The sequence below is a fragment of the Pseudomonas sp. HP_08 genome (assembly GCF_055284095.1).
The window spans coordinates 93,261-114,857 of sequence record NZ_JBTOQC010000023.1; the positions used below are offsets into that span (position 1 = coordinate 93,261).

General features: G+C 60.1%; 19 protein-coding genes, 1 tRNA gene and 1 pseudogene. 9 read left to right on the top strand and 12 right to left on the bottom strand.

Translation table 11 applies throughout. The annotated features are described in order from the left end of the window. Positions 1 to 29: 29 nt before the first annotated feature. Positions 30 to 1,640 (top strand): ABC-F family ATP-binding cassette domain-containing protein, encoded by a 1,611-nt coding sequence (locus ACYAS9_RS19245; protein ID WP_463569843.1) that lies wholly within the window; start codon positions 30 to 32, stop codon positions 1,638 to 1,640. Here ACYAS9_RS19245 and ACYAS9_RS19250 read toward each other — a convergent pair. Further along, the gene (locus ACYAS9_RS19250; protein ID WP_463569844.1) at positions 1,630 to 1,860 is read right to left on the bottom strand and encodes a hypothetical protein; all 231 of its coding nucleotides are present in this window, start codon (positions 1,858 to 1,860) and stop codon (positions 1,630 to 1,632) included. The two genes, ACYAS9_RS19245 and ACYAS9_RS19250, sit on opposite strands and share 11 nt — an antisense overlap. Before the next feature lie 261 nt (positions 1,861 to 2,121). Between ACYAS9_RS19250 and ACYAS9_RS19255 the strand changes: the two genes are divergently transcribed. Beyond that, positions 2,122 to 2,451, top strand: coding sequence for a helix-turn-helix domain-containing protein (locus tag ACYAS9_RS19255; RefSeq protein WP_463569845.1), 330 nt, complete (start codon positions 2,122 to 2,124; stop codon positions 2,449 to 2,451). A gap of 132 nt (positions 2,452 to 2,583) precedes the next feature. Then, on the top strand, positions 2,584 to 2,910 hold the full coding sequence (locus ACYAS9_RS19260) for a helix-turn-helix domain-containing protein (protein WP_463569846.1): 327 nt from the start codon (positions 2,584 to 2,586) through the stop codon (positions 2,908 to 2,910). A 65-nt stretch (positions 2,911 to 2,975) separates the two neighbouring features. Here ACYAS9_RS19260 and ACYAS9_RS19265 read toward each other — a convergent pair whose 3' ends face one another. Continuing rightward, positions 2,976 to 3,647 (bottom strand): hypothetical protein, encoded by a 672-nt coding sequence (locus ACYAS9_RS19265; RefSeq protein WP_463569847.1) that lies wholly within the window; start codon positions 3,645 to 3,647, stop codon positions 2,976 to 2,978. Between the two features lie 266 nt (positions 3,648 to 3,913). Between ACYAS9_RS19265 and ACYAS9_RS19270 the strand changes: the two genes are divergently transcribed. Continuing rightward, positions 3,914 to 5,722 (top strand): ABC transporter ATP-binding protein, encoded by a 1,809-nt coding sequence (locus ACYAS9_RS19270; RefSeq protein ID WP_463569848.1) that lies wholly within the window; start codon positions 3,914 to 3,916, stop codon positions 5,720 to 5,722. A 3-nt stretch (positions 5,723 to 5,725) separates the two neighbouring features. Here ACYAS9_RS19270 and ACYAS9_RS19275 read toward each other — a convergent pair whose 3' ends face one another. Then, entirely contained in the window at positions 5,726 to 7,366 is a 1,641-nt protein-coding gene (locus tag ACYAS9_RS19275; RefSeq protein ID WP_463569849.1) for a methyl-accepting chemotaxis protein, read from the bottom strand. Positions 7,367 to 7,639: 273 nt separating this feature from the next. Here ACYAS9_RS19275 and ACYAS9_RS19280 point away from each other — a divergent pair, with 273 nt between their 5' ends. The 4 genes and pseudogenes from ACYAS9_RS19280 to ACYAS9_RS19295 all read left to right on the top strand — a co-directional run. Further along, positions 7,640 to 8,155, top strand: a complete 516-nt coding sequence (locus ACYAS9_RS19280; protein ID WP_463569850.1) for a sigma-70 family RNA polymerase sigma factor — start codon at positions 7,640 to 7,642, stop codon at positions 8,153 to 8,155. Beyond that, complete coding sequence (locus ACYAS9_RS19285) at positions 8,152 to 9,132, top strand: FecR domain-containing protein (protein ID WP_463569851.1); 981 nt, start codon at positions 8,152 to 8,154, stop codon at positions 9,130 to 9,132. Before ACYAS9_RS19280 ends, ACYAS9_RS19285 begins: the two co-directional genes overlap by 4 nt. Positions 9,133 to 9,229: 97 nt before the next feature. Continuing rightward, entirely contained in the window at positions 9,230 to 11,737 is a 2,508-nt protein-coding gene (locus ACYAS9_RS19290) for a TonB-dependent siderophore receptor (protein ID WP_463569852.1), read from the top strand. 106 nt (positions 11,738 to 11,843) lie between these two features. After that, positions 11,844 to 12,746, top strand: a pseudogene (locus ACYAS9_RS19295) (PDDEXK nuclease domain-containing protein); the annotation flags it as partial. Between the two features lie 30 nt (positions 12,747 to 12,776). Here the strand turns inward: ACYAS9_RS19295 and ACYAS9_RS19300 are convergent. After that, positions 12,777 to 13,685 carry an AraC family transcriptional regulator gene (locus ACYAS9_RS19300; RefSeq protein WP_463569853.1) on the bottom strand — a complete coding sequence of 303 codons (909 nt, stop codon included), beginning with the start codon at positions 13,683 to 13,685 and terminating at the stop codon, positions 12,777 to 12,779. A gap of 157 nt (positions 13,686 to 13,842) precedes the next feature. Here ACYAS9_RS19300 and ACYAS9_RS19305 point away from each other — a divergent pair, with 157 nt between their 5' ends. After that, a complete protein-coding gene (locus ACYAS9_RS19305) occupies positions 13,843 to 14,601 on the top strand; it encodes an SDR family NAD(P)-dependent oxidoreductase (RefSeq protein WP_463569854.1) in 759 nt (252 codons plus the stop codon). A gap of 147 nt (positions 14,602 to 14,748) precedes the next feature. On the opposite strand, the gene ychF is transcribed toward ACYAS9_RS19305, so the two are convergent. The 8 genes from ychF to ACYAS9_RS19345 form a co-directional block, all read right to left on the bottom strand. Beyond that, positions 14,749 to 15,849, bottom strand: coding sequence for a redox-regulated ATPase YchF (gene ychF, locus ACYAS9_RS19310; RefSeq protein ID WP_459747856.1), 1,101 nt, complete (start codon positions 15,847 to 15,849; stop codon positions 14,749 to 14,751). Positions 15,850 to 15,869: 20 nt separating this feature from the next. Beyond that, positions 15,870 to 16,454, bottom strand: coding sequence for an aminoacyl-tRNA hydrolase (gene pth / locus ACYAS9_RS19315; RefSeq protein WP_463569855.1), 585 nt, complete (start codon positions 16,452 to 16,454; stop codon positions 15,870 to 15,872). An 89-nt stretch (positions 16,455 to 16,543) separates the two neighbouring features. Further along, positions 16,544 to 17,152: a 50S ribosomal protein L25/general stress protein Ctc gene (locus tag ACYAS9_RS19320; RefSeq protein ID WP_463569856.1), complete on the bottom strand. Its 609-nt coding sequence runs from the start codon at positions 17,150 to 17,152 to the stop codon at positions 16,544 to 16,546. A gap of 136 nt (positions 17,153 to 17,288) precedes the next feature. Continuing rightward, on the bottom strand, positions 17,289 to 18,230 hold the full coding sequence (locus ACYAS9_RS19325) for a ribose-phosphate pyrophosphokinase (protein WP_056841711.1): 942 nt from the start codon (positions 18,228 to 18,230) through the stop codon (positions 17,289 to 17,291). Between the two features lie 47 nt (positions 18,231 to 18,277). Further along, positions 18,278 to 18,352: transfer RNA gene (locus ACYAS9_RS19330), tRNA-Gln, on the bottom strand. Positions 18,353 to 18,390: 38 nt separating this feature from the next. After that, on the bottom strand, positions 18,391 to 19,239 hold the full coding sequence (ispE, locus tag ACYAS9_RS19335) for a 4-(cytidine 5'-diphospho)-2-C-methyl-D-erythritol kinase (RefSeq protein WP_463569857.1): 849 nt from the start codon (positions 19,237 to 19,239) through the stop codon (positions 18,391 to 18,393). Positions 19,240 to 19,241: 2 nt separating this feature from the next. Next, complete coding sequence (gene lolB / locus ACYAS9_RS19340; RefSeq protein WP_463569858.1) at positions 19,242 to 19,859, bottom strand: lipoprotein insertase outer membrane protein LolB; 618 nt, start codon at positions 19,857 to 19,859, stop codon at positions 19,242 to 19,244. A 4-nt stretch (positions 19,860 to 19,863) separates the two neighbouring features. Next, positions 19,864 to 21,591 (bottom strand): tetratricopeptide repeat protein, encoded by a 1,728-nt coding sequence (locus ACYAS9_RS19345; protein ID WP_463569859.1) that lies wholly within the window; start codon positions 21,589 to 21,591, stop codon positions 19,864 to 19,866. Between the last annotated feature and the right edge of the window lie 6 nt (positions 21,592 to 21,597).

Consider the following 21,597-nt stretch of genomic DNA (forward strand, 5'->3'; position numbering starts at 1 on the left):
GCGAGTTATTGGCATCACTGGAGTCACGTATGACCACGGCCAGCATCACGCTGCAAGGCGTTTCCTGGGTTCTGCCGGACGGCAGAATCCTGTTTTCAGATATCAACGAACAATTCGACTCACGACACACCGGCCTGGTCGGGCGTAACGGTGCGGGCAAGAGTGTGCTGGCGCGCATCCTTGCAGGTTTGCTGGCGCCTGCTCATGGGCGCTGTACCCGCAGCGGGCATGTGCATTACCTGGCGCAGCAAATCACCCCGGCCGCCGATGACACTGTTGCCAGCCTGGCCGGCATAAGGCCGATTATCCAGGCGCTGGAGCGTATCGAAGCCGGCAGTTGCGCGGTCGAGGATTTCGAGACGGTGGGCGAGCAGTGGGACATTCGCCAGCGCTTGCAGCAGGCGTTACAGGTCAATGGCCTGGACGATCTTGAGCCGGCAAGGCCCGCCAGTACCTTGAGTGGCGGTCAAGCCATGCGCGTCGCGCTGATCGGCGCTGCGCTGGCGCAGGCGGACTTTCTGATTCTGGACGAGCCGGGCAACCATCTGGACCGATCCGCCCGGCAGGCGCTGATCGAGCAACTGCAACGCTGGCCGCACGGGTTGCTGCTGATCAGTCATGACCGGGCCTTGCTGGAAACGATGCAGCGCACGGTCGAGCTGTCGCCCCTTGGGCTGCGCAGTTACGGCGGCCCTTACAGCTTTTACAGCCACAGCAAAGCGCAAGAGCAGCAGGCTGCCCGGCAACAGCTTGAGCGTTGCAAGCTGGAACGCCAGCGCGAGCAACACGCCATGCGCGAACAGCACGAGCGTCAGGAACGGCGCCAAGCGCGAGGTCAACAGCAGGGCAAGCAGGCCAATCAGGCGGCAATTGTGCTGGGGCGTCAAAAAGAGCGCAGCGAGGGCTCGACAGGCCGCTTGCGCCAGCAGCACACGGCGTTGCAGCAGCAACTTGGCCTGCGAGTGCGTGAGGCCGCGCAGCAGGTCGACGATTCGGCAGTGATCAGTTTGCCGGGCGTTGTGGTCAATCAGGTGGCTCGCCGTCGTGTGCTGGAACTCGATGCTGTGACGTTGCCCTTTGTATCCGCTGCCACGCGGCGGATCGATCTGTTGCTGAGCGGTCAGCAACGGGTCGGCGTCATCGGCCCGAACGGTTGCGGCAAATCCACCTTGCTCAAGGTGCTGGCCGGTCAGCTTGAACCGTTGGCCGGGACGTGCAACGTCACGCCCGAGTGCATCTACCTCGATCAGCGGCTGGCCAGCCTTGACCCTTTGCGCTCAGTGCTTGAGCAGTTGCATCACGCCAGCCCCGCCGCTTGTGAAAGTGAGATGCGTACACGCCTGGCGCAGTTGGGCCTGGATGCCCGAAAAATTCTGGTCCCCAGCGGCCAGCTCAGTGGCGGCGAACGCTTGAAGGCCGCGCTGGCCTGCGCACTGTATGCAGGCTCGCCGCCGCAACTGCTGTTGCTGGACGAGCCGGGCAACCACCTCGACCTGCCGTCGATGCAGGCGCTGGAAGCCATGCTTGAGGAATATCGCGGCGCGCTGCTGGTGGTTTCCCACGACGATGTGTTTCTGGACAACCTGCGGTTGACCGATCGTTTACTGGCCACCGAGCAGGGCTGGACGCTCATTCCCTGAGCCGGTTATGCCGCGCCGTCAGTGCCCGCTTGAACAGCACGCCGGCGCAATCCATCAACAGCCGTGCCAGATCGGTCAGCGCGGCTTCTTCCCCTTGTCTGCCCGACGCGATACTGGCACTCAAGGCGCGCTTGCTGCGCTCGGGCAGTGCCTGCCAACTGTTTGCAAGTGCTGCCTGTACCGCATTGCTCAGCGCCAATGGCGGCGCAGACGACTGCATGGATGCAGGTTTGGCAATGCGCCCCATCCGCAAGTAACGGTGCTGTACGAGGCGGCATTTCCTGCACACCGGTTGCGGTGCTGTACCTGCGTGTTTTCGACAACGGGCAGCGGAAGGCTTGCGTTTCATGGCGGCAGTGGTCCTTACAGTACGGCGATTAATCCATCAGTGAATAAACATGGCACGTCATTGAACGCTATAGCGTGTAGTGCCATAGCGGTCATTCAAGTGAAAACCCTTTATTTTGTAAAGGGTCACGTTATGGAACTGAGCAAGGCAATTGGAGCAGCGCTCAAGGAAGTTCGAGAGGCCAAGGCGCTGACGCAGGAAGACTTCGTAGGCGTCAGTGGCCGCACGTACTTGTCGGAAATAGAACGCGGACTCAAAAGCCCCACGCTTGAAAAGCTCGATCAACTGGCGACCCACATGGGAATTCACCCGCTGGAGTTGCTGGTGGCGTGTTATGCCAAGCGCGATTCGGTAACCACCGAGGATGTGTTGGGGTTGCTGCACGGCAGGCTGGTGCAACAGTTCGACAATCACGCACGCCACACTGGCAATGGCCAGGGATCGCAGGCGGATAACTCCTGACAAGCCCGGATTGAGCGCATCACCTTGTGGCGGTCATTCGTCAGTCAATAAACGGTTTGTTTAAACGGCTGCTAGGGTAAGTCTTACCTAACTACTGTTTTAATTGCCCCCCTTGATACTGACGGGCCGCGTATGCAATTGAGCAAAGCAATCGGTGCGGCGCTCAGGGAAGCACGCGAAGCCCAAGGCCTTACCCAGGAAGACTTCGTCGGTGTGAGTGGTCGAACTTACCTGTCGGAAATCGAGCGCGGCCTGAAAAGCCCGACGCTTGAGAAGATCGATCAACTGGCGCGCCATATCGGCGTGCACCCGCTGGCATTGTTGGTGGCGTGTTATGCCAAGTGCGATTCGGCCAGTGCGCTGACCGTGGTGAGAGAGGTACTGGAGAAAAGCACTCCGTACCGCTCTTATTCCTCAGCGGACAAACATGAAGTGCCCAAGACTCGCAGGCGACGATAATCATGGGCTGGCCTGCGCCGGCGTGACTGAGTACCGGGTCGCCATGCAACAAAACGTCAACCCCTTCAGTTGCTCAACATCAACACCTGATCCAGCTTGCACGAGGACACTTGTCCATTGAGCCCCCAATGATCACAGGTATACGTACCGCCACGCAGTGCCTTGCCTTCGTCGTCATAGATTGCGATTACCGCATTCCACAGCGAGGCCTTCGGGGCTTCGCTTGCAGGGTCAAGGCACAACAAGTGAGTGGGCTGGTAGACGCCTTCGCTTTCATAACCCTGATGGCCGACGACCATCAGCCAATGCCCTTCAAGCTTTGACCAACTGACGCTGAGCAAGGCAACGGCAGCGTTTTCGATGGCGTTCTGGATGACGTGGACAAGCTCGCCCTTGTTGCCCGTGACCAGCTCGGGCGCGATGCCGTCGGCGCGAAAGTGCCAGGCCAGGTTGATCAGGTCCTGGGTGGTCGTGCCTTGGGAAATCAGTGCGCCGTGTTCCAGCAGCGCATTGCGGAAGCGGCCCACGCGGCTGCGGCCATCCGAGTCGCCCATATTGGCGACGCCTTCGCGTTCCAGCGCACCGAGAGTGATCAGGCCCATCATCAAGGCGTACGGACCACAGGCACCATCGGCATCGCCCTGGCGCATATGTACTCGCCCCGAGCCTTCACCGGCACAGGTAATCGGTCCTTCGGGAGAAACTATCAGCCAGGGGCTGACGAACATCTTGTTCATGGTGGATAACCTTGATTCGTCCGGGTAAGCAGTACAGCCGTATCGGTTGGATGGCGAGAAGCTTTAACCCGCATATTCCCCAGATGAATGTGCATAGTGCTTTTTGTTACTTCTGAAAGCCCTCCCGCTCGACGATAGTGCCACCCCTCACCAGCCATTCGGCGGGGCGCACCGCACCAAGGACGCCGACATCAATCGAACGCTGCATAACCTGTCCGGGATGCCCGCAGTTGTATCCAGCATGCTTTGGCATGCGATGACCAACAATGTCTACCTCAAGCGCTGAACTCGATTCACATCCTCCGCAACTTGCTTCCAGCCCCTTGCGCTTCACCCTGCAATTTGCCGGCTATTTCTGGCACTGGTACCTGACCATCGCCGTTTTGCAGATCATCTCTTCGGCATGCGGGGTCAGTGTTTCGCTGGCGCTGGGTAAAGTCGTGGGTGCGATCAGTCACGACACCGGCGAGGTGCGCGTGCTCGATGCCGTCTGGCCGCCGCTGCTGCTGTTCATCGCGCTGAATCTGGGCGAACTGGTGTTCGGCCGTATTGCAGGCTTTGCCCGCGTGCATGTCGCGCCGCTGCAAAGGACCCGGGTCACGGCGCATCTGTTTGCGTACTTGCAGCACCATTCGCAGCGCTATATCGGCAGCAACTTTGCGGGTTCTCTGGCCAACCGTATTTCGGAAACCTCCATGGGCGTCAACATGACGCTGTGGGCGATTATTTTCGATGTGCTGCCGGTCATCGTCAGCATGAGCGTGGCGGTGGTGATTCTGACCACAGTCAGCAATGTGCTGGCGCTGTTTACCCTGGCCTGGTCGGTGCTGTTTATCGTTTGCTCCTATGCCCTGGCGCGGCGTTGTCAGCCGCTGTCCAAGGCCTTTTCGGCGGCGCGCAGCGAAACCACCGGGCGGGTGGTGGACGCGGTTACCAACCTGACCGCCGTGCGCCTGTTTGCCCGGCTGGGCTTTGAGCGCGCGCACCTGCAACGCTTTCTGACCCGCGAGATCGGCGCGGCGCGGCGTACCTTCGGTTTCAACGAAAAGATCGTGCTGTTCCAGTTTGCCGCGTCGCTGATACTCAAGATCGGCTTGCTCGGTGCCGGTTTGTGGCTGTGGCAGCAAGGGCGCATCGGCGTGCCGGAGTTTGTGATGAGCACCACGCTGTCGTTCGTGGTGATCTCCGAGGCGCGCAACATCAGCCGGCGCTTTCTGGATTTGTTCGAGTACATCGGCAATATCGAGAACGGCGTCAGGACCATCGTGGTGCCGCACGAGATCACCGATACCCGGCAGGCGCGGGCCATTCATGTGCAGAGCGGCGGCATTGCCCTGCGTGACGTGACCTTCGGTTACCAGCCCGAACGGCCGCTGTTTCGTGATCTCAACCTGAATATTCCAGCCGGGCAGCGGGTCGGGCTGGTGGGGTATTCGGGGTCCGGCAAGTCGACCCTGATCAACCTGTTGTTGCGTTTGTACGAGCCACAGCAGGGCAGCATCAGTATCGATGGCGAGGACATCCGCCACTTCACCCAGCAGTCGCTGCACTCGCAGATCAGCCTGATTCCGCAGGAGCCGGGCCTGTTTCACCGCAGCCTGCTGGATAACATCCGCTACGGTAATCCGCAGGCGCAAGAGGCCGAGGTCGAGCTGGCGGCGCGCAAGGCGCATGCTCATGAGTTCATCGCGCGCATGGACCAGGGTTATCACTCACTGGTCGGCGAGCGAGGCGTACGCTTGTCTGGCGGGCAGCGGCAACGCATCGCCATCGCGCGGGTGATCGTCAAGAATGCGCCGATCCTGATCATGGACGAAGCCACCTCGGCGCTGGACTCGATCACCGAAAAGGCCATTCAGGAAACCCTGACCGAAGTGATGCTCGGCAAGACTGTGATCGTGGTTGCCCACCGCCTGTCGACGGTGGCGCAACTGGACCGCATTCTGTTTTTCGACAATGGCCGCATCACCGAAGATGGCAGCCATGACGAATTGATCAAACGACCCGGCGGAGCCTATCGGCGGTTGTGGGAACGCCAGGTCGGCGGCGTATTTCCGCAACAGGAGGCCGGCTGATGATCAGGTGCGGAACACACTCAAGCCGCCCTTGAGCGCCCGTGCGGTACTGCCCAGTGCGGTGGCCGAATCATGGATCTCGGCAATGCCTTGGTGGGTGTGCTCGAAGGTTTTATGCATGCCGCCCAGGCGACCGGAGATTTCGGTGACTGCGTGCTGGATTTCTTCACTGCTGGCCAGCGCACGGTCCATCGTGCCGCTGACCAGGCCCATCTGCCGCACCAGCCCGTCGATCACATCCAGCGCGCCGTCTGATGTCACCGCCAGGGCACGCGATTGCTCGGCGGTGCTGCCCATGCGTTGAGCGATCTGGCGGATGCCGCCGGTCACGGTGTTGATAACCTGATTGGCATCGGTCAACACGCCTTGCGTCTGTGCGGCCAGCTTGCGCACCTCATCGGCCACCACCGCAAAGCCACGCCCGGCTTCACCGGCACGCGCCGCCTCGATGGCGGCGTTGAGGGCCAGCAGGTTGGTCTGGTCGGAAATGCCGGCGACCATCTGCAACACCTTGCTGATCTGCTCGGCTTCGCCGCTCAAACGGTGCAAGTCGCCGGCCAGCTCGATGTTGGCCGAGGTGCTCTGGTGCACATCGCCGATCAGCCGCTGCAATTCTTGATGAGTGCGCCGCAACTCGCCGACCGCCGACTCCAGGTCAACCCGCACCGTGCCGGCCAGGCTGGAAGAGTGTTCGGCAGACTGACGGATCGACTGACCATCCTGATTGATATCGGCCAGTTGCCCGCTCGCCTGCTGGATGCGCCGGGCAATATCGTCGGCCAGGTGCAGGAACGTTTCGGCCAGTTGCTGGTTGTTGTCGGCCATGCCCGAAGCGCTGCCCAGCGTCTGGCGCAAATCCTGAAGCAGGCTGGAGAGGTGCGTGCCCATCTGGCCCAGCTCGTCGCGGGTGACCACGGTGACCGTGGTCGACAAATCGCGCTGCTCGGCTATGTGGTTCAACTGGCCGGTGAGGTGATGAATGCCGTACACCAGCATGCGCGCCGCCATCCAGGACAACAGCAGACCCACCGCGAAAGTCGCTGCGCCGATCAACAGCAGGCTGTAGAGGCTGGCATCGATCGCTTGCGCCAGCGCGTCGAGGGTGACGTCGACACCCACCACATAAGGCTGGCCACTGGCACTGCGCAACGGCAGGAAAATCGAGCGGAAACTGCCATAGCTGTCGGTGTACTCATCGAACTGCGCCTGACCGCTGCGCGCCGCCTTGAGCACCGCCGGGCTGGCATCCTTGTAGTGCTCCAGGTGCCTGGAATATGTACCGGTGGCAATATCCTGAGCGCTGGCGCCGTCGGCAATGTAGAACACCTGGTCCTTGTCATCGACGATCAAGCTGTAGGCGAACTTGAGATCCACCTCTGCCGCATACGCGCCCAGATTGCGCACCTGGGCCAGGTACTCGCCGTCTTTCAGGCCATCGGGTTTGCGCGTGCGATCGAGGTAATCCTCACCGAGCAAGCGCGGCACCGCATAGGCGGCGGTGCGCAAGCGGTTGTCGATCTGCTGGCGAATGTCCTGAGCCTTGGCGTACTGCGCGTAACTGATGAAGGAGGCGATGCTGATCAGATTGACCACGGTAAGCGCCAACAAGAGCTTGCTCTGCAGGCGAAAGTTACTCAGGAACATAGCGGAAGGGTTCCAATAGGTGCCCGGCAATCCTGGCCAGGCGGTCGCTACTGTCTCGAACCGTTCGTCGAAAACTTTAATGGTGCTTTACCGTTTGTCGCTTTCAGGATGGTGAGCGCCATGGTTTGCGACGTGGGTGGCTGGATTTTCACTTTGAAAAAAAGACCGTATACCGATGTCGCTGGTAGCAACATGGGGCTGGAGATTTCCTTCATCACGCACTAGGATGCGACAAATTCTCAAGTGCATCGAATTATCGTGCAGGGGCCTTCCGTGTCGTCGCCATCCACTCCGCCAGCCCCGCACGCCGATGTCCGCGCGTTGTACATCGATCATCACGCCTGGCTGCTGGACTGGTTGCGCAAGCGGTTGCGCCATGGCGACAGTGCGGCTGATCTGGCTCAGGACACCTTCGTGCATATCCTCGGCAAGCCGGAGCGGCCACAGCAATTGCGTCAGCCGCGCGCCTGGCTGAGCACGGTAGCGCATGGTTTGTTGGTCGATCGTATTCGTCGCCAGCACATTGAGCGGGCTTATCTGCAAGCCATTGCCCACCTGCCTGTGGCTGAGGTGCCGTCGCCGGAGTCGCAACTGATTCTGCTGGAAACCCTGGCTCGTGTTGAGGCCTTGCTCGATGGTTTGCCGCCCAGGGTGCGCATGGCCTTTCTGCTGTCGCGGCTCGAAGGGCTCAGTTACAAGGACATCGCCGGACGCCTGGGCACCAGCCTCAGTTCGGTCGAGAAATACATGGCGAGCGCCATTCGTCACTGCTACCTGGCCCAGCGATGAGCGCTTGCTCGTTGCCTGAACTGCCCGATACGGTGCTCGACCAGGCCATCGGCTGGCGGGTGCGCATGGAGTCTGCCGGCGCCGACCCGCAGCTGTTGGAGGCCTGTCAGCGCTGGCGTCAGGCCGATGCATTGCATGAAACTGCCTGGCAGGCACTGCAGAAAAGCGACGCCACGTTTCAGGGGCTGGCAGCACTGCCCACGGGCGTGGCGCTAGATACTCTGCAGCGTGCGCACACGGGGCGTCACAGCCGACGTCAGGTTCTCAAATCAGTCGGTGTCGGGCTGATTATCAGTGGCGCTGGCGGCTGGTCGTTGCGTGACAGCACGCTGGTTCCCTGGGGCGTGGACTATGCCACTGGCGTGGGTGAGCGGCGTCAGGTCGTGCTGGACGATGGCACCCGCTTGCAGTTGAACACTGCCAGTGCGGTCGACGTGCAGTTCACGGCCCAGCGCCGGCTTATCGTCCTGCGCCGTGGCGAGATTTTTATCGATACCGGCAAGGACAGCGCTGCACCGGGCGGGCGACGCAGCTTCTGGGTCAATAGCCGGCACGCGCAATTGCAGGCGATCGGGACGGCTTTCGCGGTGCGTGACGAACAGCACTTCACGCGGCTGCGGGTCGAGGAGGGCGTGGTGGCCATTCACGGCAACGGCGAGCCAGTCGCTGTGCGCGCCGGCGAAGAGTACCTGATCGATACCCGCGGCAGCCGGCGAATAGAGACCAGCCCCCTCAACGCCAGCGCCTGGACCCGCGGGCAACTGGTGGCCAGGCGTATGCGCCTGCGTGAACTGACCGCCGAATTGGCGCGCTATCGCCATGGCTGGTTGAGTTGTGACCCGGCCATTGCCGAGCTGGAAGTATCAGGCGTGTTCCAGCTCGATGACATCGACCGCGCCCTGAGCGCGCTGGGCGATTCGCTGCCGGTACGCATCGAGCGCTTTACCCCGCTCTGGGCCCGCGTTGTCGCCCGTTGAGCGGGCTGAAAAAAATCCTGAAAAAGTTTTACGGGTTTTTGCGAGCCCTTCGGCAAACAGGGAATACACCCTGCTATTCGAAAGGAGCTCGCTGTTCATGTCCTCTGCTGCTTTGATTCCACCACGACACCTGCGCCACAGCACCCTCGCGCTCGCCCTGCGTGGCGCACTGTTGAGCAGCATCGCCTGCCTGCCACTGGCCAGCTTTGCCGTACACGCGGAGCAAGCCGAAAGCCGCCGCTACGATTTGGCCGCCGGCTCTCTGGAAGAGTCGCTCAACAGCTTCGCCCAGGCAGCCAACATTACTCTGCCTTTCGACCCGGCTCTGGTGCAGGGCAAGCAGGCGCCCGCACTGCGCGGTGAATATGGCGTTCGCGAGGGGCTCAACCGGTTACTCGCCGGCAGCGGCCTGGCCGTTACTCGCAATGCCAGTGGCAACTGGCTGTTGTATCCGCTGAGCAACCAGACCGGCGCTGTGCAGCTCGATGCCACTAATATTGGTGCCAGTGGCTTGGGGGCAGTGACCGAGGACACGGGTGCCTACACCTTGGGCGAAACCAGCAGCGCCACCAGGCTGAACCTGTCACTGCGTGAAACGCCACAGAGCGTCAGTGTCATGACTCGCCAGCGCATGGACGATCAGAACCTCAAGAGCATCGGTGATGTGTTGCAGCAGACGCCGGGGATCAATGTACAAAGCCCCGGCAGCGAACGCCTGTACGTTTATTCACGCGGGCTGGCGGTCGACAATTACCAGTACGACGGCATGCCGACCACCTCCTTTGCCTTTACCCAGGCATTGCCGCAAGCGGTGTCCGATATGGCCATCTATGACCGGATCGAGGTGTTACGCGGCGCCAACGGTTTGCTGTCCGGCACCGGTGATCCGTCTGGTACGGTCAATCTGGTGCGCAAGAAACCGACGCAGACCTTCAAGGGCCACGTCACGGCCGGCATCGGTTCATGGGACCGCTACCGTAGCGAAGTGGATGTGTCCGGCCCGCTCAGTGACAACCACGCGATACGCGGCCGGGCAGTGGCGGCCTATCAGCAAGGCAACAGCTTCACCGACCACTTGCAGCAGGAAAAAACCATCGGCTATGGCGTGCTGGAAGCCGACCTCAGCGACGACACGCTGCTGACGGTGGGCATGGATTACCTGCACAGCGAACAGGATGGTTTTTCTACCACCGGCCTGCCGGTGCTGGACAGTCAGGGCAAGCGCCTGAACACCTCACGGCACGACAACCCGGCCAGCCGCGGCAGCAGTAACGTGCAGGAGTCGATCAACACCTTCGCCTCTGTAGAGCACAAGCTGGGTAATGACTGGAAGCTCAAGGTGGCGGCCAATTACCTTTACAGCACCCGCGACTACGATTCGATCATCGTTGGCACCACTACCGGTTTCGTCAATTCACAGACCGGCAGCGGCCTTGGCTACACCGCGACCAAAGGCGATAACACCCAGGAGCAAAAAGGCCTGGATGTCATGGCCAGCGGGCCTTATCAGTTGTTCGGGCGTGAACACGAACTGGTGGTTGGCTTCAACCTTCAGGACTACGAAAACCGTCGCAACGGTTTCGGCAACCTGCTGGCCAATGGATCCAGCAACAACGGCGTCAGCGGCCAGGCGGTCAACCTTTACACCTGGAACAACTACGCACCTGCGGCCAGCTACAACTTCAACCGCGAAGACGACAACATCGACCAATGGCAGAACGGCATCTACCTGGCCACCCGCCTCAAGCCCACCGATAATCTCTCGGTCATCCTCGGCACACGGGTGACCAGCTACCGCTACGACGCAGCGCTGATCTATCACGTCGCCAGCCTGGTGCCCTACGGCACCGATGATCAGGTGCATGTGAATGGCAAGGTCACGCCCTACGCCGGCGTGGTCTATGACCTGGACGACAATCATTCCGTGTATGCCAGCTACACCAGCATCTTCAAGCCACAACCCTACCGCGACCGCTCGGGAAAACTGCTCGACCCACGCGAAGGCGACAACTATGAACTGGGCCTGAAAGGCGAGTATTTCGGCGGCCGGCTGAACACCTCGGCAGCGCTGTTTGAAGTCAAACTCGACAATGACGCACTCTCCGACGGCACCGTGGAAGGCAACTCATTGATCACGGCCTATCGCGCCTCGAAAACCACCACCAAAGGCCTGGAACTGGAAGCCAGCGGTGAGCTGTTGCCGAACTGGAATCTGGCCGCCAGCTACAGCCACGCGGTGGTCAAGGACAGCGAGCACGAGCGGGTGAAAAACAACGTGCCGGCCGATATGGTCAAGGTCTTCAGCACATACCGGTTGTCCGGGGCGCTGGAAAAGCTGACGCTGGGCGGCGGGGTGAACTGGCAGAGCGGCATTCACATGACGGTCAACTCCGGGCGGCTGCCGGCACCTGCAAAGGTCAAACAGGGCGACTATGCAACGGCCAACCTGATGGCCCGCTACGACCTGAGCCCGCAGTGGTCAGCCACCGTGACGGTGAATAACCTGTTCGACAAGAAGTACCTGAGTTCGCTGGATGAAAACTTTTATAGCGCTTCGTGGGGAGAGTCGCGCAGTTTTATGCTTAATACGAAATATGAGTTTTGAGGGGGTAGAGTGAGGCGCAACGAAGTTCTTGTGCAGGCTATAGAGCTGAGCGTCCTTGATACTGTCAGTGGCAGTCGTTCATAACGGCTGGCCCGCAGAGGGCCGAGAATTCGAGCAACAAGGCGCGGCGCGTGCCGAATATGGCAAACACCTGCTGTCCACACTGGCTAAAGTGTTGACGGTCGAGTTTGGCAAGGGCTTCGATGCTACTAACCTGCGCCATATGCGTGGTTTTTTCCTGGCGTTTCCGATTCGCGACGCACTGCGTCGCGAATTGAGCTGGACGCACTATCGCACCCTGCTCAAGGTAGACAGCGACGATGCCCGTCAGTGATACATGGTCGAAGCCGCTACTCAGAACTGGAGCACTCGTGCGCTGGAGCGGCAGATCGGCACGCTGTATTACGAGCGTCTGCTGGCCAGTCAGGACCGCTCAGCGGTGGAGCAGGAAGCTACCGAAAACCTGTACGCACTGGGCAAGAACCCGCGTGAATTTGTGCGTGACCCGGTGCTGCTGGAGTTTCTCGGTCTGCCCAATGCCGGCACCTTGCTGGAAAGCGATCTGGAACAGGCGCTGATCAATCAGTTGCAGAACTTTCTGCTGGAGCTGGGCAAAGGCTTTGCCTTCGTGGCACGACAACAGCGCATCAGTACCGAGAGCAAAGACTTCTACATCGACCTGGTGTTTTACAACTACCTGCTCAAGTGTTTCGTGATCTTTGATCTCAAGCGTGGCGAACTGACCCATCAGGATATTGGCCAGATGGACATGTACGTGCGCATGTACGACGACCTCAAACGCGGCCCGGAAGATGGACCGGCCGTGGGCATCATTCTCTGTGCGCAGAAAGATGCATCTGTGGTTCGTTACTCGGTGCTGCAAGGCAGCGAGCAATTGTTCGCCAGCAAGTACAGACTGGTGTTGCCTACTGAGGAAGAGTTACGGGCCGAACTGGATCGGGAGCGGGCGCTTTTGGCTGAGCAGCAAGCGGTGGAGCGAGATTGCTAGCGATTAGACAAACCGGAATCAGTCTGCCGCTTACATCCTTGTTGGAGCACTGATCGCCTGCCGTATCTCGCGCACATCGCGTGCAGGCGGTGCGCCGAATTGCCGTAGGTATTCGCGGCTGAACTGGGAGGCGCTTTCATAGCCGACAGCGAACGCCACGTCAGAGGCGCGATGTTCGCCGGCCAGTAACAGTTGGCGAGCTTCCTGCAGTCTGAGCTGTTTCTGGTACTGAATAGGACTGAGGCCTGTCATTGACAGAAAATGGCGATGCAGGCTTGCCCGGCTCATGCCGCTGGCATCGCACAATGCTTCGATGCGAAGGCGGGTCGTGTAATGATCCCTGATCCAGGCCACTGCCCGGCGGATGCTGCCCAGTGCGCCATCGGGCTGGGCAATCTGACGCAGCAGCCTGCCTTGGGGGCCTTGCAGGAGACGATAGAGCAATTCCCGTTCGACCATGGGGCCGAGCACCCGGATATCGGCAGGCGTGTCGAGCAGCGACAATAAGCGCAGTAACGTGTCGCGCAGCGGCGCGGTCATCGGGTTGATGGCGATGCCAATGCCCTTTTGTTCGTGCTCGCGAACCGGCGTCATGGTCGACGCCAGTTCGGCCAGTTCGGCCAGTATGGCCGGGTCCAGCACGAGTGATACCGCAACGTAGGGCTGACCGTCTTCGGCATCCAGAATCTGCCCTGACAAAGGCAGGTCCAGGGCGCTGATGAGATAGTGCTCGCTGTCGTAGCTCAGAAGGTTGTCGTTGATCGCAACGCGCTTCGAGCCTTGCAGGATGAAGCAGATCATCGAGCGATACAGGCAGGGCGCCTTGTCTGTAGACCCTTGGCCGACACAGATATCTACACGCGGAATCGGTGTAATCGTCAAACCCGGTGGCGCATGGCGCAGGGCTATATCAAGGTGCGGTGCAAGGTCGTTGTGCATGGGCCGATTATGACCACGCCTCGTTATCAAGCAAGACGATTGAGACAATCAGGCAATAAATTGAGTGTATCGGGCGTGGGTTGCCCACCGGTCATTACTTATTCTGAGCCGGTCAAGAACGCACCGAGTGGTGCGCCTAACCTGGTAGAGACCGTCCATGACCCAACCGATCGCACTCATCACCGGCGCCAGCCGTGGCCTTGGCCGCAACATGGCGCTTCACCTCGCCAAACGCGGCATCCACATCATCGGCACCTATCGCAGAGGCGTAGCAGAAGCCGAATCACTGAAACAGGAGATCGAAGCCCAAGGCGGAAAAGTCGCGATGCTGGCGCTCGATATCACCGATACCGCCAGCTATCAGGCTTTTTCAGACACAGTGACTGATACGCTGCAAAACGAATTCGGCCGCGAACGCTTCGATTTTCTCGTCAACAATGCCGGCAATGGCCTGTTTGCGAACTTCACTGACGCCACCGAAGAACAGTTCGGCTCACTGGTCGCCACGCACCTTCGCGGTCCGGTTTTTCTGACTCAGAAGCTGTTGGCGCTGATCGAAGACGGCGGTCGTATCCTCAACGTTTCCTCTGGCTTCGTACGTTTTACCCTGCCGGGCTACAGCCTTTATGCGGCCGTGAAGGCCGCCGTCGAGGTGCTGACCCGTTACATGGCGGTGGAACTGGGCTCGCGTCGAATTCGGGTGAATGCGATTGCACCGGGTGCCATCGCAACCGATTTTGGCGGTGGTGTGGTGCGCGACAACAAGGATGTAAACGCCTATGTGGCACAGGGTATCGCGCTGGGACGTGTGGGATTACCGGACGATATAGGCGGTGCGGTGGCCGCCATCCTGTCCGATGACCTGGCGTGGGCCAACGGCACGACGTTTGATATTTCGGGCGGGCAGTTGCTGTAGACACGGCTCAAGGAAAGCCATGGCACGCTTTGCCTTGTCGATGCGCAGTGACACATAAAGCCGTAAAAACACAAAACCCCCGCATCGCCAACGCGATAACGGGGGTTCTCATCTTTCTCAAGCGCCGTGCACTTGCACGGCCCTCAATCAGACGTTGAAGCGGAAGTGCAGCACGTCACCGTCTTTGACGATGTAGTCCTTGCCTTCCAGGCGCCACTTGCCGGCTTCTTTAGCACCCGCTTCACCCTTGAACTGAATGAAGTCGTTGTAGGCAACGCACTCGGCGCGGATAAAGCCTTTTTCGAAGTCGGTGTGAATAACACCCGCCGCCTGTGGCGCGGTGGCGCCGACTTTTACGGTCCAGGCGCGTACTTCTTCAACACCGGCGGTGAAGTAGGTCTGCAGGTTGAGCATTTCGTAACCGGCACGGATCACCCGGTTCAGACCCGGCTCTTCCAGGCCCAATGCTTCAAGGAACATGTCCTTTTCTTCGCCGTCGTCGAGTTCGGCGATTTCGGCTTCGATCTTGTTGCAGACCGGCACCAGCATCGCGCCTTCTTCTTCGGCGATGGCGCGAACAACGTCCAGCAGCGGGTTGTTCTCGAAGCCATCTTCGGCGACGTTGGCGATGTACATGACCGGCTTGGTGGTCAGCAGGTGGAAGCCACGGATGACGGTTTTCTCGTCAGCGCTCATGTTCTTCATCAGGCTGCGGGCTGGCTTGCCTTCGGTGAAGTGCGCGATCAGCTTTTCCAGCAGGCCTTTCTGGACCACGGCGTCTTTGTCGCCGCCCTTGGCGTTGCGCGTGACTTTCTGCAGTTGCTTCTCGCAGCTGTCGAGGTCGGCGAAGATCAGCTCAAGGTCGATGATCTCGATGTCGCGCTTGGGGTCGACGCTGTTGGAGACGTGAATCACGTTCTCGTCTTCAAAGCAGCGCACCACATGGGCGATGGCGTCGGTTTCGCGGATGTTGGCCAGGAACTTGTTGCCCAGGCCTTCACCTTTGGAGGCGCCGGCGACCAGGCCTGCGATGTCGACGAATTCCATGGTGGTCGGCAGGATGCGCTTGGGATTGACGATGGCTGCCAGCGCGGCCAGGCGTTCGTCGGGCATGGGCACGATGCCGCTGTTCGGCTCGATGGTGCAGAAAGGAAAGTTTTCTGCCGCGATGCCGGATTTGGTCAGGGCATTGAACAGGGTGGACTTGCCGACGTTAGGCAGGCCGACGATGCCGCAATTGAATCCCATGGTATTCCCCTCGTGTGATGTCAGGCCTTCTGGCTGTGCAGGTTTTTCATCGCGCGGTTCCATTCACCGGCGAGGATGTCCGGCAGCACGCCGAGGGCAAAGTCGATACTGGTGTCGATTTTTTCCTGTTCGGCGCGTGGCGCACGACCCAGGACAAAACCCGACACCTTGCTCGCATCGCCCGGGTGGCCGATGCCGACCCGCAAGCGATGGAAAGTATTCTGGTTACCGAGCTGCGCAATGATGTCGCGCAGACCGTTATGGCCGCCATGGCCGCCGCCAACCTTCAGTTTGGCAACGCCTGGGGATAGATCGAGTTCGTCGTGGGCCACCAGAATCTCGTCGATACCGATACGGTAAAAACCGGCGAGTGCCGCCACGGCCTGGCCGCTGCGGTTCATGTAGGTGGTGGGGATCAGCAGACGAACATCCTGACCCTGGTGCGAAAAGCGCCCGGTCAGGCCAAAGAATTTGCGCTCGGCGACGAGATTGATTCGTTCGGCCGCAGCAATACGCTCAACGAAAAAAGCCCCTGCGTTATGCCGGGTCTGTTCGTATTCGGCGCCTGGATTTCCCAGGCCAACGATCAGTTTTATGGCGCTCACGACAGGGGCTCTTCCTTAGAGTTGTGGATAACATCGGCCGCTCTGGCCCGCGATGTTATCAGAGCAACTCGGCATTACCGGGTAATGAATTACTCGGCAGCGCCTTCTTCACCAGCTTCTTCTTCAGCAGCGATACGCGGCGCGTGGACGTTGGCGATAGCCAGGTCGGTGCCGTGTGCCAGTGCTACGAACTCAACGCCTTTAGGAGCTTTGAGGTCGGACAGGTGAATGATGGTGCCGATTTCAGCGTTGCCCAGGTCAACTTCGATGAACTCAGGCAGGTCTTTCGGCAGAACGCTTACTTCCAGCTCGGTAACGGTGTGCGAGATCTCGCCGCCTTTCTTGACCGGAGCTTCTTCGTTGATGAAGTGAACCGGAACCAGAGCGGTCAGTTTCTGACCTGCAACAACGCGTACGAAGTCAGCGTGCAGTACGTGGCCCTTGGCTGGGTGACGTTGCAGAGCCTTGATGACGACGTCTTGTTTCTTGCCATCGACGGACAGCGCGATAACGTGGGCGTAAGCCGCTTCGTTCTCGAGCAGTTTGGCGAAGTCCTTGGCCAGCAGGCTGATGGACTCAGGAGCCTTGTCAGCGCCGTAAACGACAGCTGGAACCAGGCTTGCGAGACGACGCAGGCGGCGGCTCGCACCTTTCCCCAGGTCGGAACGCGTTTCGGCATTCAAAGTAAAATCGTTCATGTTGTATCTCCAAAATAGCCATTCGGCCTGACGTTTGCGACCAGCGTCAGGCCGATACGGGCAAAAAAGCCCCGCCCTGGCCAGATGACCGGGGCGGGGCGCTTTTCGTCGACACGATGATTGCCAGGGCAGGGCCCTAGCGGAACATCGCGCTGATCGATTCTTCGTTGCTGATGCGGCGGACCGCTTCGGCAACTACCGGCGCGATATCCAGTTGACGGATACGGCTACAGGCTTGTGCGGCGGCGGACAACGGGATGGTGTTGGTCACCACGAGTTCGTCGAGCACGGAATTTTCGATGTTCTCGATCGCACGGCCCGACAGCACAGGGTGTGTGCAGTAGGCGAAGACCTTGGCCGCGCCATGCTCTTTGAGAGCTTTGGCAGCATGGCACAGGGTCCCTGCGGTATCGACCATGTCGTCGACCAGAATACAGGTGCGCCCTTCGACGTCGCCGATGATATGCATCACTTCGGAGTGATTGGCTTTCTCACGGCGTTTGTCGATGATCCCGAGATCGACGCCCAGGGACTTGGCAACGGCACGTGCACGCACGACGCCGCCGATGTCCGGGGAGACAATCATCAGGTTTTCAAAGCGCTGGTCTTCGATATCGTCCACCAGTACGGGGGAGCCGTAGATGTTATCTACCGGAATATCGAAGAAACCCTGAATCTGGTCAGCGTGCAGGTCAACCGTGAGAACACGATCGATCCCCACCACGGTGAGCATGTCAGCAACCACTTTGGCGCTGATGGCAACACGTGCGGAACGCGGACGGCGATCCTGGCGGGCATAACCGAAGTAGGGAATCACAGCAGTGATTCGGGACGCTGAGGAGCGGCGGAAGGCATCAGCCATCACGACGAGTTCCATCAGGTTATCGTTGGTCGGTGCGCAAGTAGGCTGGATGATGAAGACGTCTTTACCGCGGACGTTTTCATTGATCTCAGCACTGATTTCGCCGTCGGAGAACTTACTGACGGAGACATCACCCAAAGGGATATGCAGCTGACGTACTACACGCCGAGCCAGATCGGGGTTGGCATTCCCCGTAAAGACCATCATCTTGGACACGCGCAGTACCTGGAGGCTGAGGGTAACCTGGATGAGTATAGAGAAAATGGCAGGGGCGGCTGGATTCGAACCAACGCATGGCAGGATCAAAACCTGCTGCCTTACCGCTTGGCGACGCCCCTGTAGATGATGCTGTTGAGTGCCTGGCACTCTGTTCCTGTTACAGATTCTGCAGTTTACGGTGCAATAACGAAGTATTGCTGCCTTTGGCTACAAACCCTGTAAGGGTCTCTGCAAGAAGGGCCGAGACTTTATCAGCTTCAGCTTTGCTTGGGAAGGCCCCAAACACACAACTTCCAGTTCCAGTCAGTTTTGCTTCGGTATATTTACCTAGCTGTATCAATGCGTTATGTACTTCTGGATAACGCCTTTCAACCACTGCCTGACAGTCATTTCGACCGTTTCCCTCGGGAACGGGGCGCACTTTAATGGGCTTGGAATCACGTGTCAACAATGGATCGGAAAATATTTCTGCTGTACTTACAGAGACTTGTGGAACAAGCACCAGATACCAGGGTTCTTCGGGCGTAACCGGCGTGAGAATTTCGCCCACGCCTTCGGCAAATGCAGCATGCCCGCGAATGAACACCGGCACGTCCGCACCCAGGCTCAGGCCCAGCGTGGCCAGGCGGTTTTCATCCCAGCCCAGTTGCCACAGATGGTTGAGGGCGAGCAGGGTAGTGGCGGCATCCGAGCTGCCGCCGCCGATGCCGCCGCCCATGGGCAGGCGCTTGTCGAGCCAGATATCGATGCCCTGGGTGCAGCCCGATTGTTGTTGCAGGGCGCGGGCGGCGCGCACGATCAGGTTGCTGTCATGGGCGACGCCCGGCACATCGGTGCGTAACACGATCTGCGCGTCTTCGCGCAGGGCAAAGCCCAGTTCGTCGCCGTGATCGAGAAACTGAAAGATGGTCTGCAATTCGTGATAACCGTCGGCGCGGCGGCCGAGGATATGCAACATCAGGTTCAGCTTGGCCGGTGCAGGAAGAACAAGTTGCGGTGCAGCCATGCTTATTGCCCCAGCTTGCGCGGTTGCCAGTCCTTGACCACCAGGGTCACGTCCAGATCCTGACCATGCAGTTTGACCCGCTCGGGAAGCCAGTAGCCGTTCTGCTCGATGTAGCTGAGGTATTCGACCTGCCAGCCGTCCTGCTCCAGGCTGGCCAGACGGCTGTCGTCGTCCAGCACCAGGCGGCTCTTGCTGTCCGGTGCGGGCAGGCCGCGAATCCACCAGACCAGGTGCGAAACGGGCAGCTTCCAGCCCAGTTGCGCTTCGAGCAGGCTTTCCGGGGTGGCGGCTTCAAAGCGGCCCTGGTTGGCCACTTCCAGCGCCACGGCGCCCTGACGGCCGGTCAGCCGTGCAGCACCGCGACCCAGCGGGCCGGACAGGCGAATGTCGTAGTACTCCTGGCGTTGCAGCCAGAACAGGGTGCCGCTGCCGGAGTCCTTGGGTGCGCGAATGCCGACCTTGCCATTTATCTGCCAGCCATCAAGGCCGGTCAGTTGCTGTTTATGTACCCGCCATTGAGCAGGGTCGCCTTTGCCTTGCAGGGCTTCGCGCGAGCCAAAACCGGTACAGCCTGCAAGCAGGGCGATGAGTGTAACTACGAGGATGTGGCGCAAATACATGGGTTCAAAGCTTCTCTGAGCCGGTCAGGCGCAGCAGCGTGCTGCGCAGGACCGGGCTGTCGGGTTGTTCTTCAAGGGCCTTGGCCCAGACCTTGCGGGCTTCGCGCTGCTGACCTTTGGCCCACAGCACTTCACCCAGGTGGGCGGCCACTTCATGGTCGGGGAAGCGTTCAAGCGCCATGCGCAGCAGGCGCTCGGCTTCGTCCAGATTCCCCAGGCGATAGTTGACCCAGCCAAGGCTGTCGAGCACGGCGGGGTCATCGGGGTTGAGCTGGTGGGCTTTTTCGATCAGTTCGCGGGCTTCGGCGTAGCGATTGGTGCGATCCGACAGGGTGTAACCCAAGGCGTTGAGGGCCATGGCGTTTTCCGGCTCGCGGGCCAGAATCGCCCGCAGGTCGGTTTCCATCTGTTTCAGATCGTCACGCTTTTCCGCAAGCATGGCGCGGGTGTACAGCAGATTCAGGTCGTCCGGGTACTGCTTGAGCGCCTTGTTCAGCACCTGCCAGCCACGCTCGGCATGGTTATTGGTCGTCAGGGTCTCGGCTTCGATCAGGTACAACTGAATCGCGAACTCGGGCTGCTCGTCGCGGGCCTCGCTCAAGCGTCGCGAGGCTTCGGCGGCATTGCCGTTGCTGATCAGAATATCGCTTTGACGCAACTGCGCAGGCAGGAAATCTGTGCCGGGACCGACCTGTTCGTATTCGGCCAGCGCGCCTTGCGGATCGTTGCGCTCTTCATAAATGCGGCCAAGATTCAGGTGCGCGGTGTCGACATGGGCATCGCGGGCCACCAGTTCTTCAAGGTAGCCGGCTGCTTCGTCCCAGGCCCGGGCTTCCAGGCAGACCAGTGCCAGTGACAGGCGCAGATCATCGTCGTCCGGGTATTGCTGCAACAGGTTGGCGAACTGGATCTTGGCGTCGTTCATGCGGTTCTGTTCGACCAGCATGCGGGCATAGGTCAGGCGCAGGCGCTTGTCGTCAGGGTATTTCTTGATGCTTTTTTCGAGGATCGGCAGGCCTTCATCGCCGCGCCCCAGGCTTTGCAGCAGGCGCGTGCGCAGCAGGATCGGAGCGATCTCGCCTTCCTTGGGCGGATGGTCTTCGAGCAGTTTCAGCGATTGCTCGGACTCGCCGTTCTGTTGCAGCAGCAAGGCCTTGCCGAAGATCAACTGACCGTTGCTCGGGTATTTGCCCAGCAGGCGGTCGAAGCTTTTGATCAGGCCATTGCGGGTGCCGGTGTCGGTTTCTGCCGCCGCCAGTGCCAGGAAGTCGAAATGGGTGTCGCCCTGGCCTTGCAGGACGCGCTCCATGTACAGCATGGAGTCATCGTAGCGGCCGGCGCGGGCCAGCTGGATGGCGGCAGCGCGCTGCGATTCCAGGTTGCCGGGGTCGTTGCGTGCCCAGATCAGCGCGGTGTCCAGCGCAGCCTGGTCGGCGCCCAGGTATTCGGCAATGCGGAAGGCCCGCTCGGAGACGGCCGGGTCCTGGGTATTGACCGCCTGGGTCACGTAGTTGTCCAGGGCGATGTCAAAACGATTGCGTTGCCCGGCAAGCTCGGCACTCAGCAGACTAAACAGCTGGTCCTGGGTGAACGAGCCATAGACCGTCGGCTTGGCTTCAGGCGCTGGAGTCGGGTCTTTCTGGGCCTGCGCCGGCGGTGTGTCGACTGTGGCCATGGACTGGCAACCGCCGAGCAGGACGAGGGCGAGGAACAGCGCGGAAGATCTATTCATATAAGG

Bases quoted from the DNA above. Each gene is read 5' to 3' on its own strand.
- ACYAS9_RS19245 (WP_463569843.1), top strand. From the start codon at position 30: ATGACCACGGCCAGCATCACGCTGCAAGGCGTTTCCTGGGTTCTGCCG.
- ACYAS9_RS19250 (WP_463569844.1), bottom strand. From the start codon at position 1,860: ATGCAGTCGTCTGCGCCGCCATTGGCGCTGAGCAATGCGGTACAGGCA.
- ACYAS9_RS19255 (WP_463569845.1), top strand. From the start codon at position 2,122: ATGGAACTGAGCAAGGCAATTGGAGCAGCGCTCAAGGAAGTTCGAGAG.
- ACYAS9_RS19260 (WP_463569846.1), top strand. From the start codon at position 2,584: ATGCAATTGAGCAAAGCAATCGGTGCGGCGCTCAGGGAAGCACGCGAA.
- ACYAS9_RS19265 (WP_463569847.1), bottom strand. From the start codon at position 3,647: ATGAACAAGATGTTCGTCAGCCCCTGGCTGATAGTTTCTCCCGAAGGA.
- ACYAS9_RS19270 (WP_463569848.1), top strand. From the start codon at position 3,914: ATGTCTACCTCAAGCGCTGAACTCGATTCACATCCTCCGCAACTTGCT.
- ACYAS9_RS19275 (WP_463569849.1), bottom strand. From the start codon at position 7,366: ATGTTCCTGAGTAACTTTCGCCTGCAGAGCAAGCTCTTGTTGGCGCTT.
- ACYAS9_RS19285 (WP_463569851.1), top strand. From the start codon at position 8,152: ATGAGCGCTTGCTCGTTGCCTGAACTGCCCGATACGGTGCTCGACCAG.
- ACYAS9_RS19290 (WP_463569852.1), top strand. From the start codon at position 9,230: ATGTCCTCTGCTGCTTTGATTCCACCACGACACCTGCGCCACAGCACC.
- ACYAS9_RS19300 (WP_463569853.1), bottom strand. From the start codon at position 13,685: ATGCACAACGACCTTGCACCGCACCTTGATATAGCCCTGCGCCATGCG.
- ACYAS9_RS19305 (WP_463569854.1), top strand. From the start codon at position 13,843: ATGACCCAACCGATCGCACTCATCACCGGCGCCAGCCGTGGCCTTGGC.
- ychF (WP_459747856.1), bottom strand. From the start codon at position 15,849: ATGGGATTCAATTGCGGCATCGTCGGCCTGCCTAACGTCGGCAAGTCC.
- ACYAS9_RS19320 (WP_463569856.1), bottom strand. From the start codon at position 17,152: ATGAACGATTTTACTTTGAATGCCGAAACGCGTTCCGACCTGGGGAAA.
- ispE (WP_463569857.1), bottom strand. From the start codon at position 19,239: ATGGCTGCACCGCAACTTGTTCTTCCTGCACCGGCCAAGCTGAACCTG.
- lolB (WP_463569858.1), bottom strand. From the start codon at position 19,859: ATGTATTTGCGCCACATCCTCGTAGTTACACTCATCGCCCTGCTTGCA.
- ACYAS9_RS19345 (WP_463569859.1), bottom strand. From the start codon at position 21,591: ATGAATAGATCTTCCGCGCTGTTCCTCGCCCTCGTCCTGCTCGGCGGT.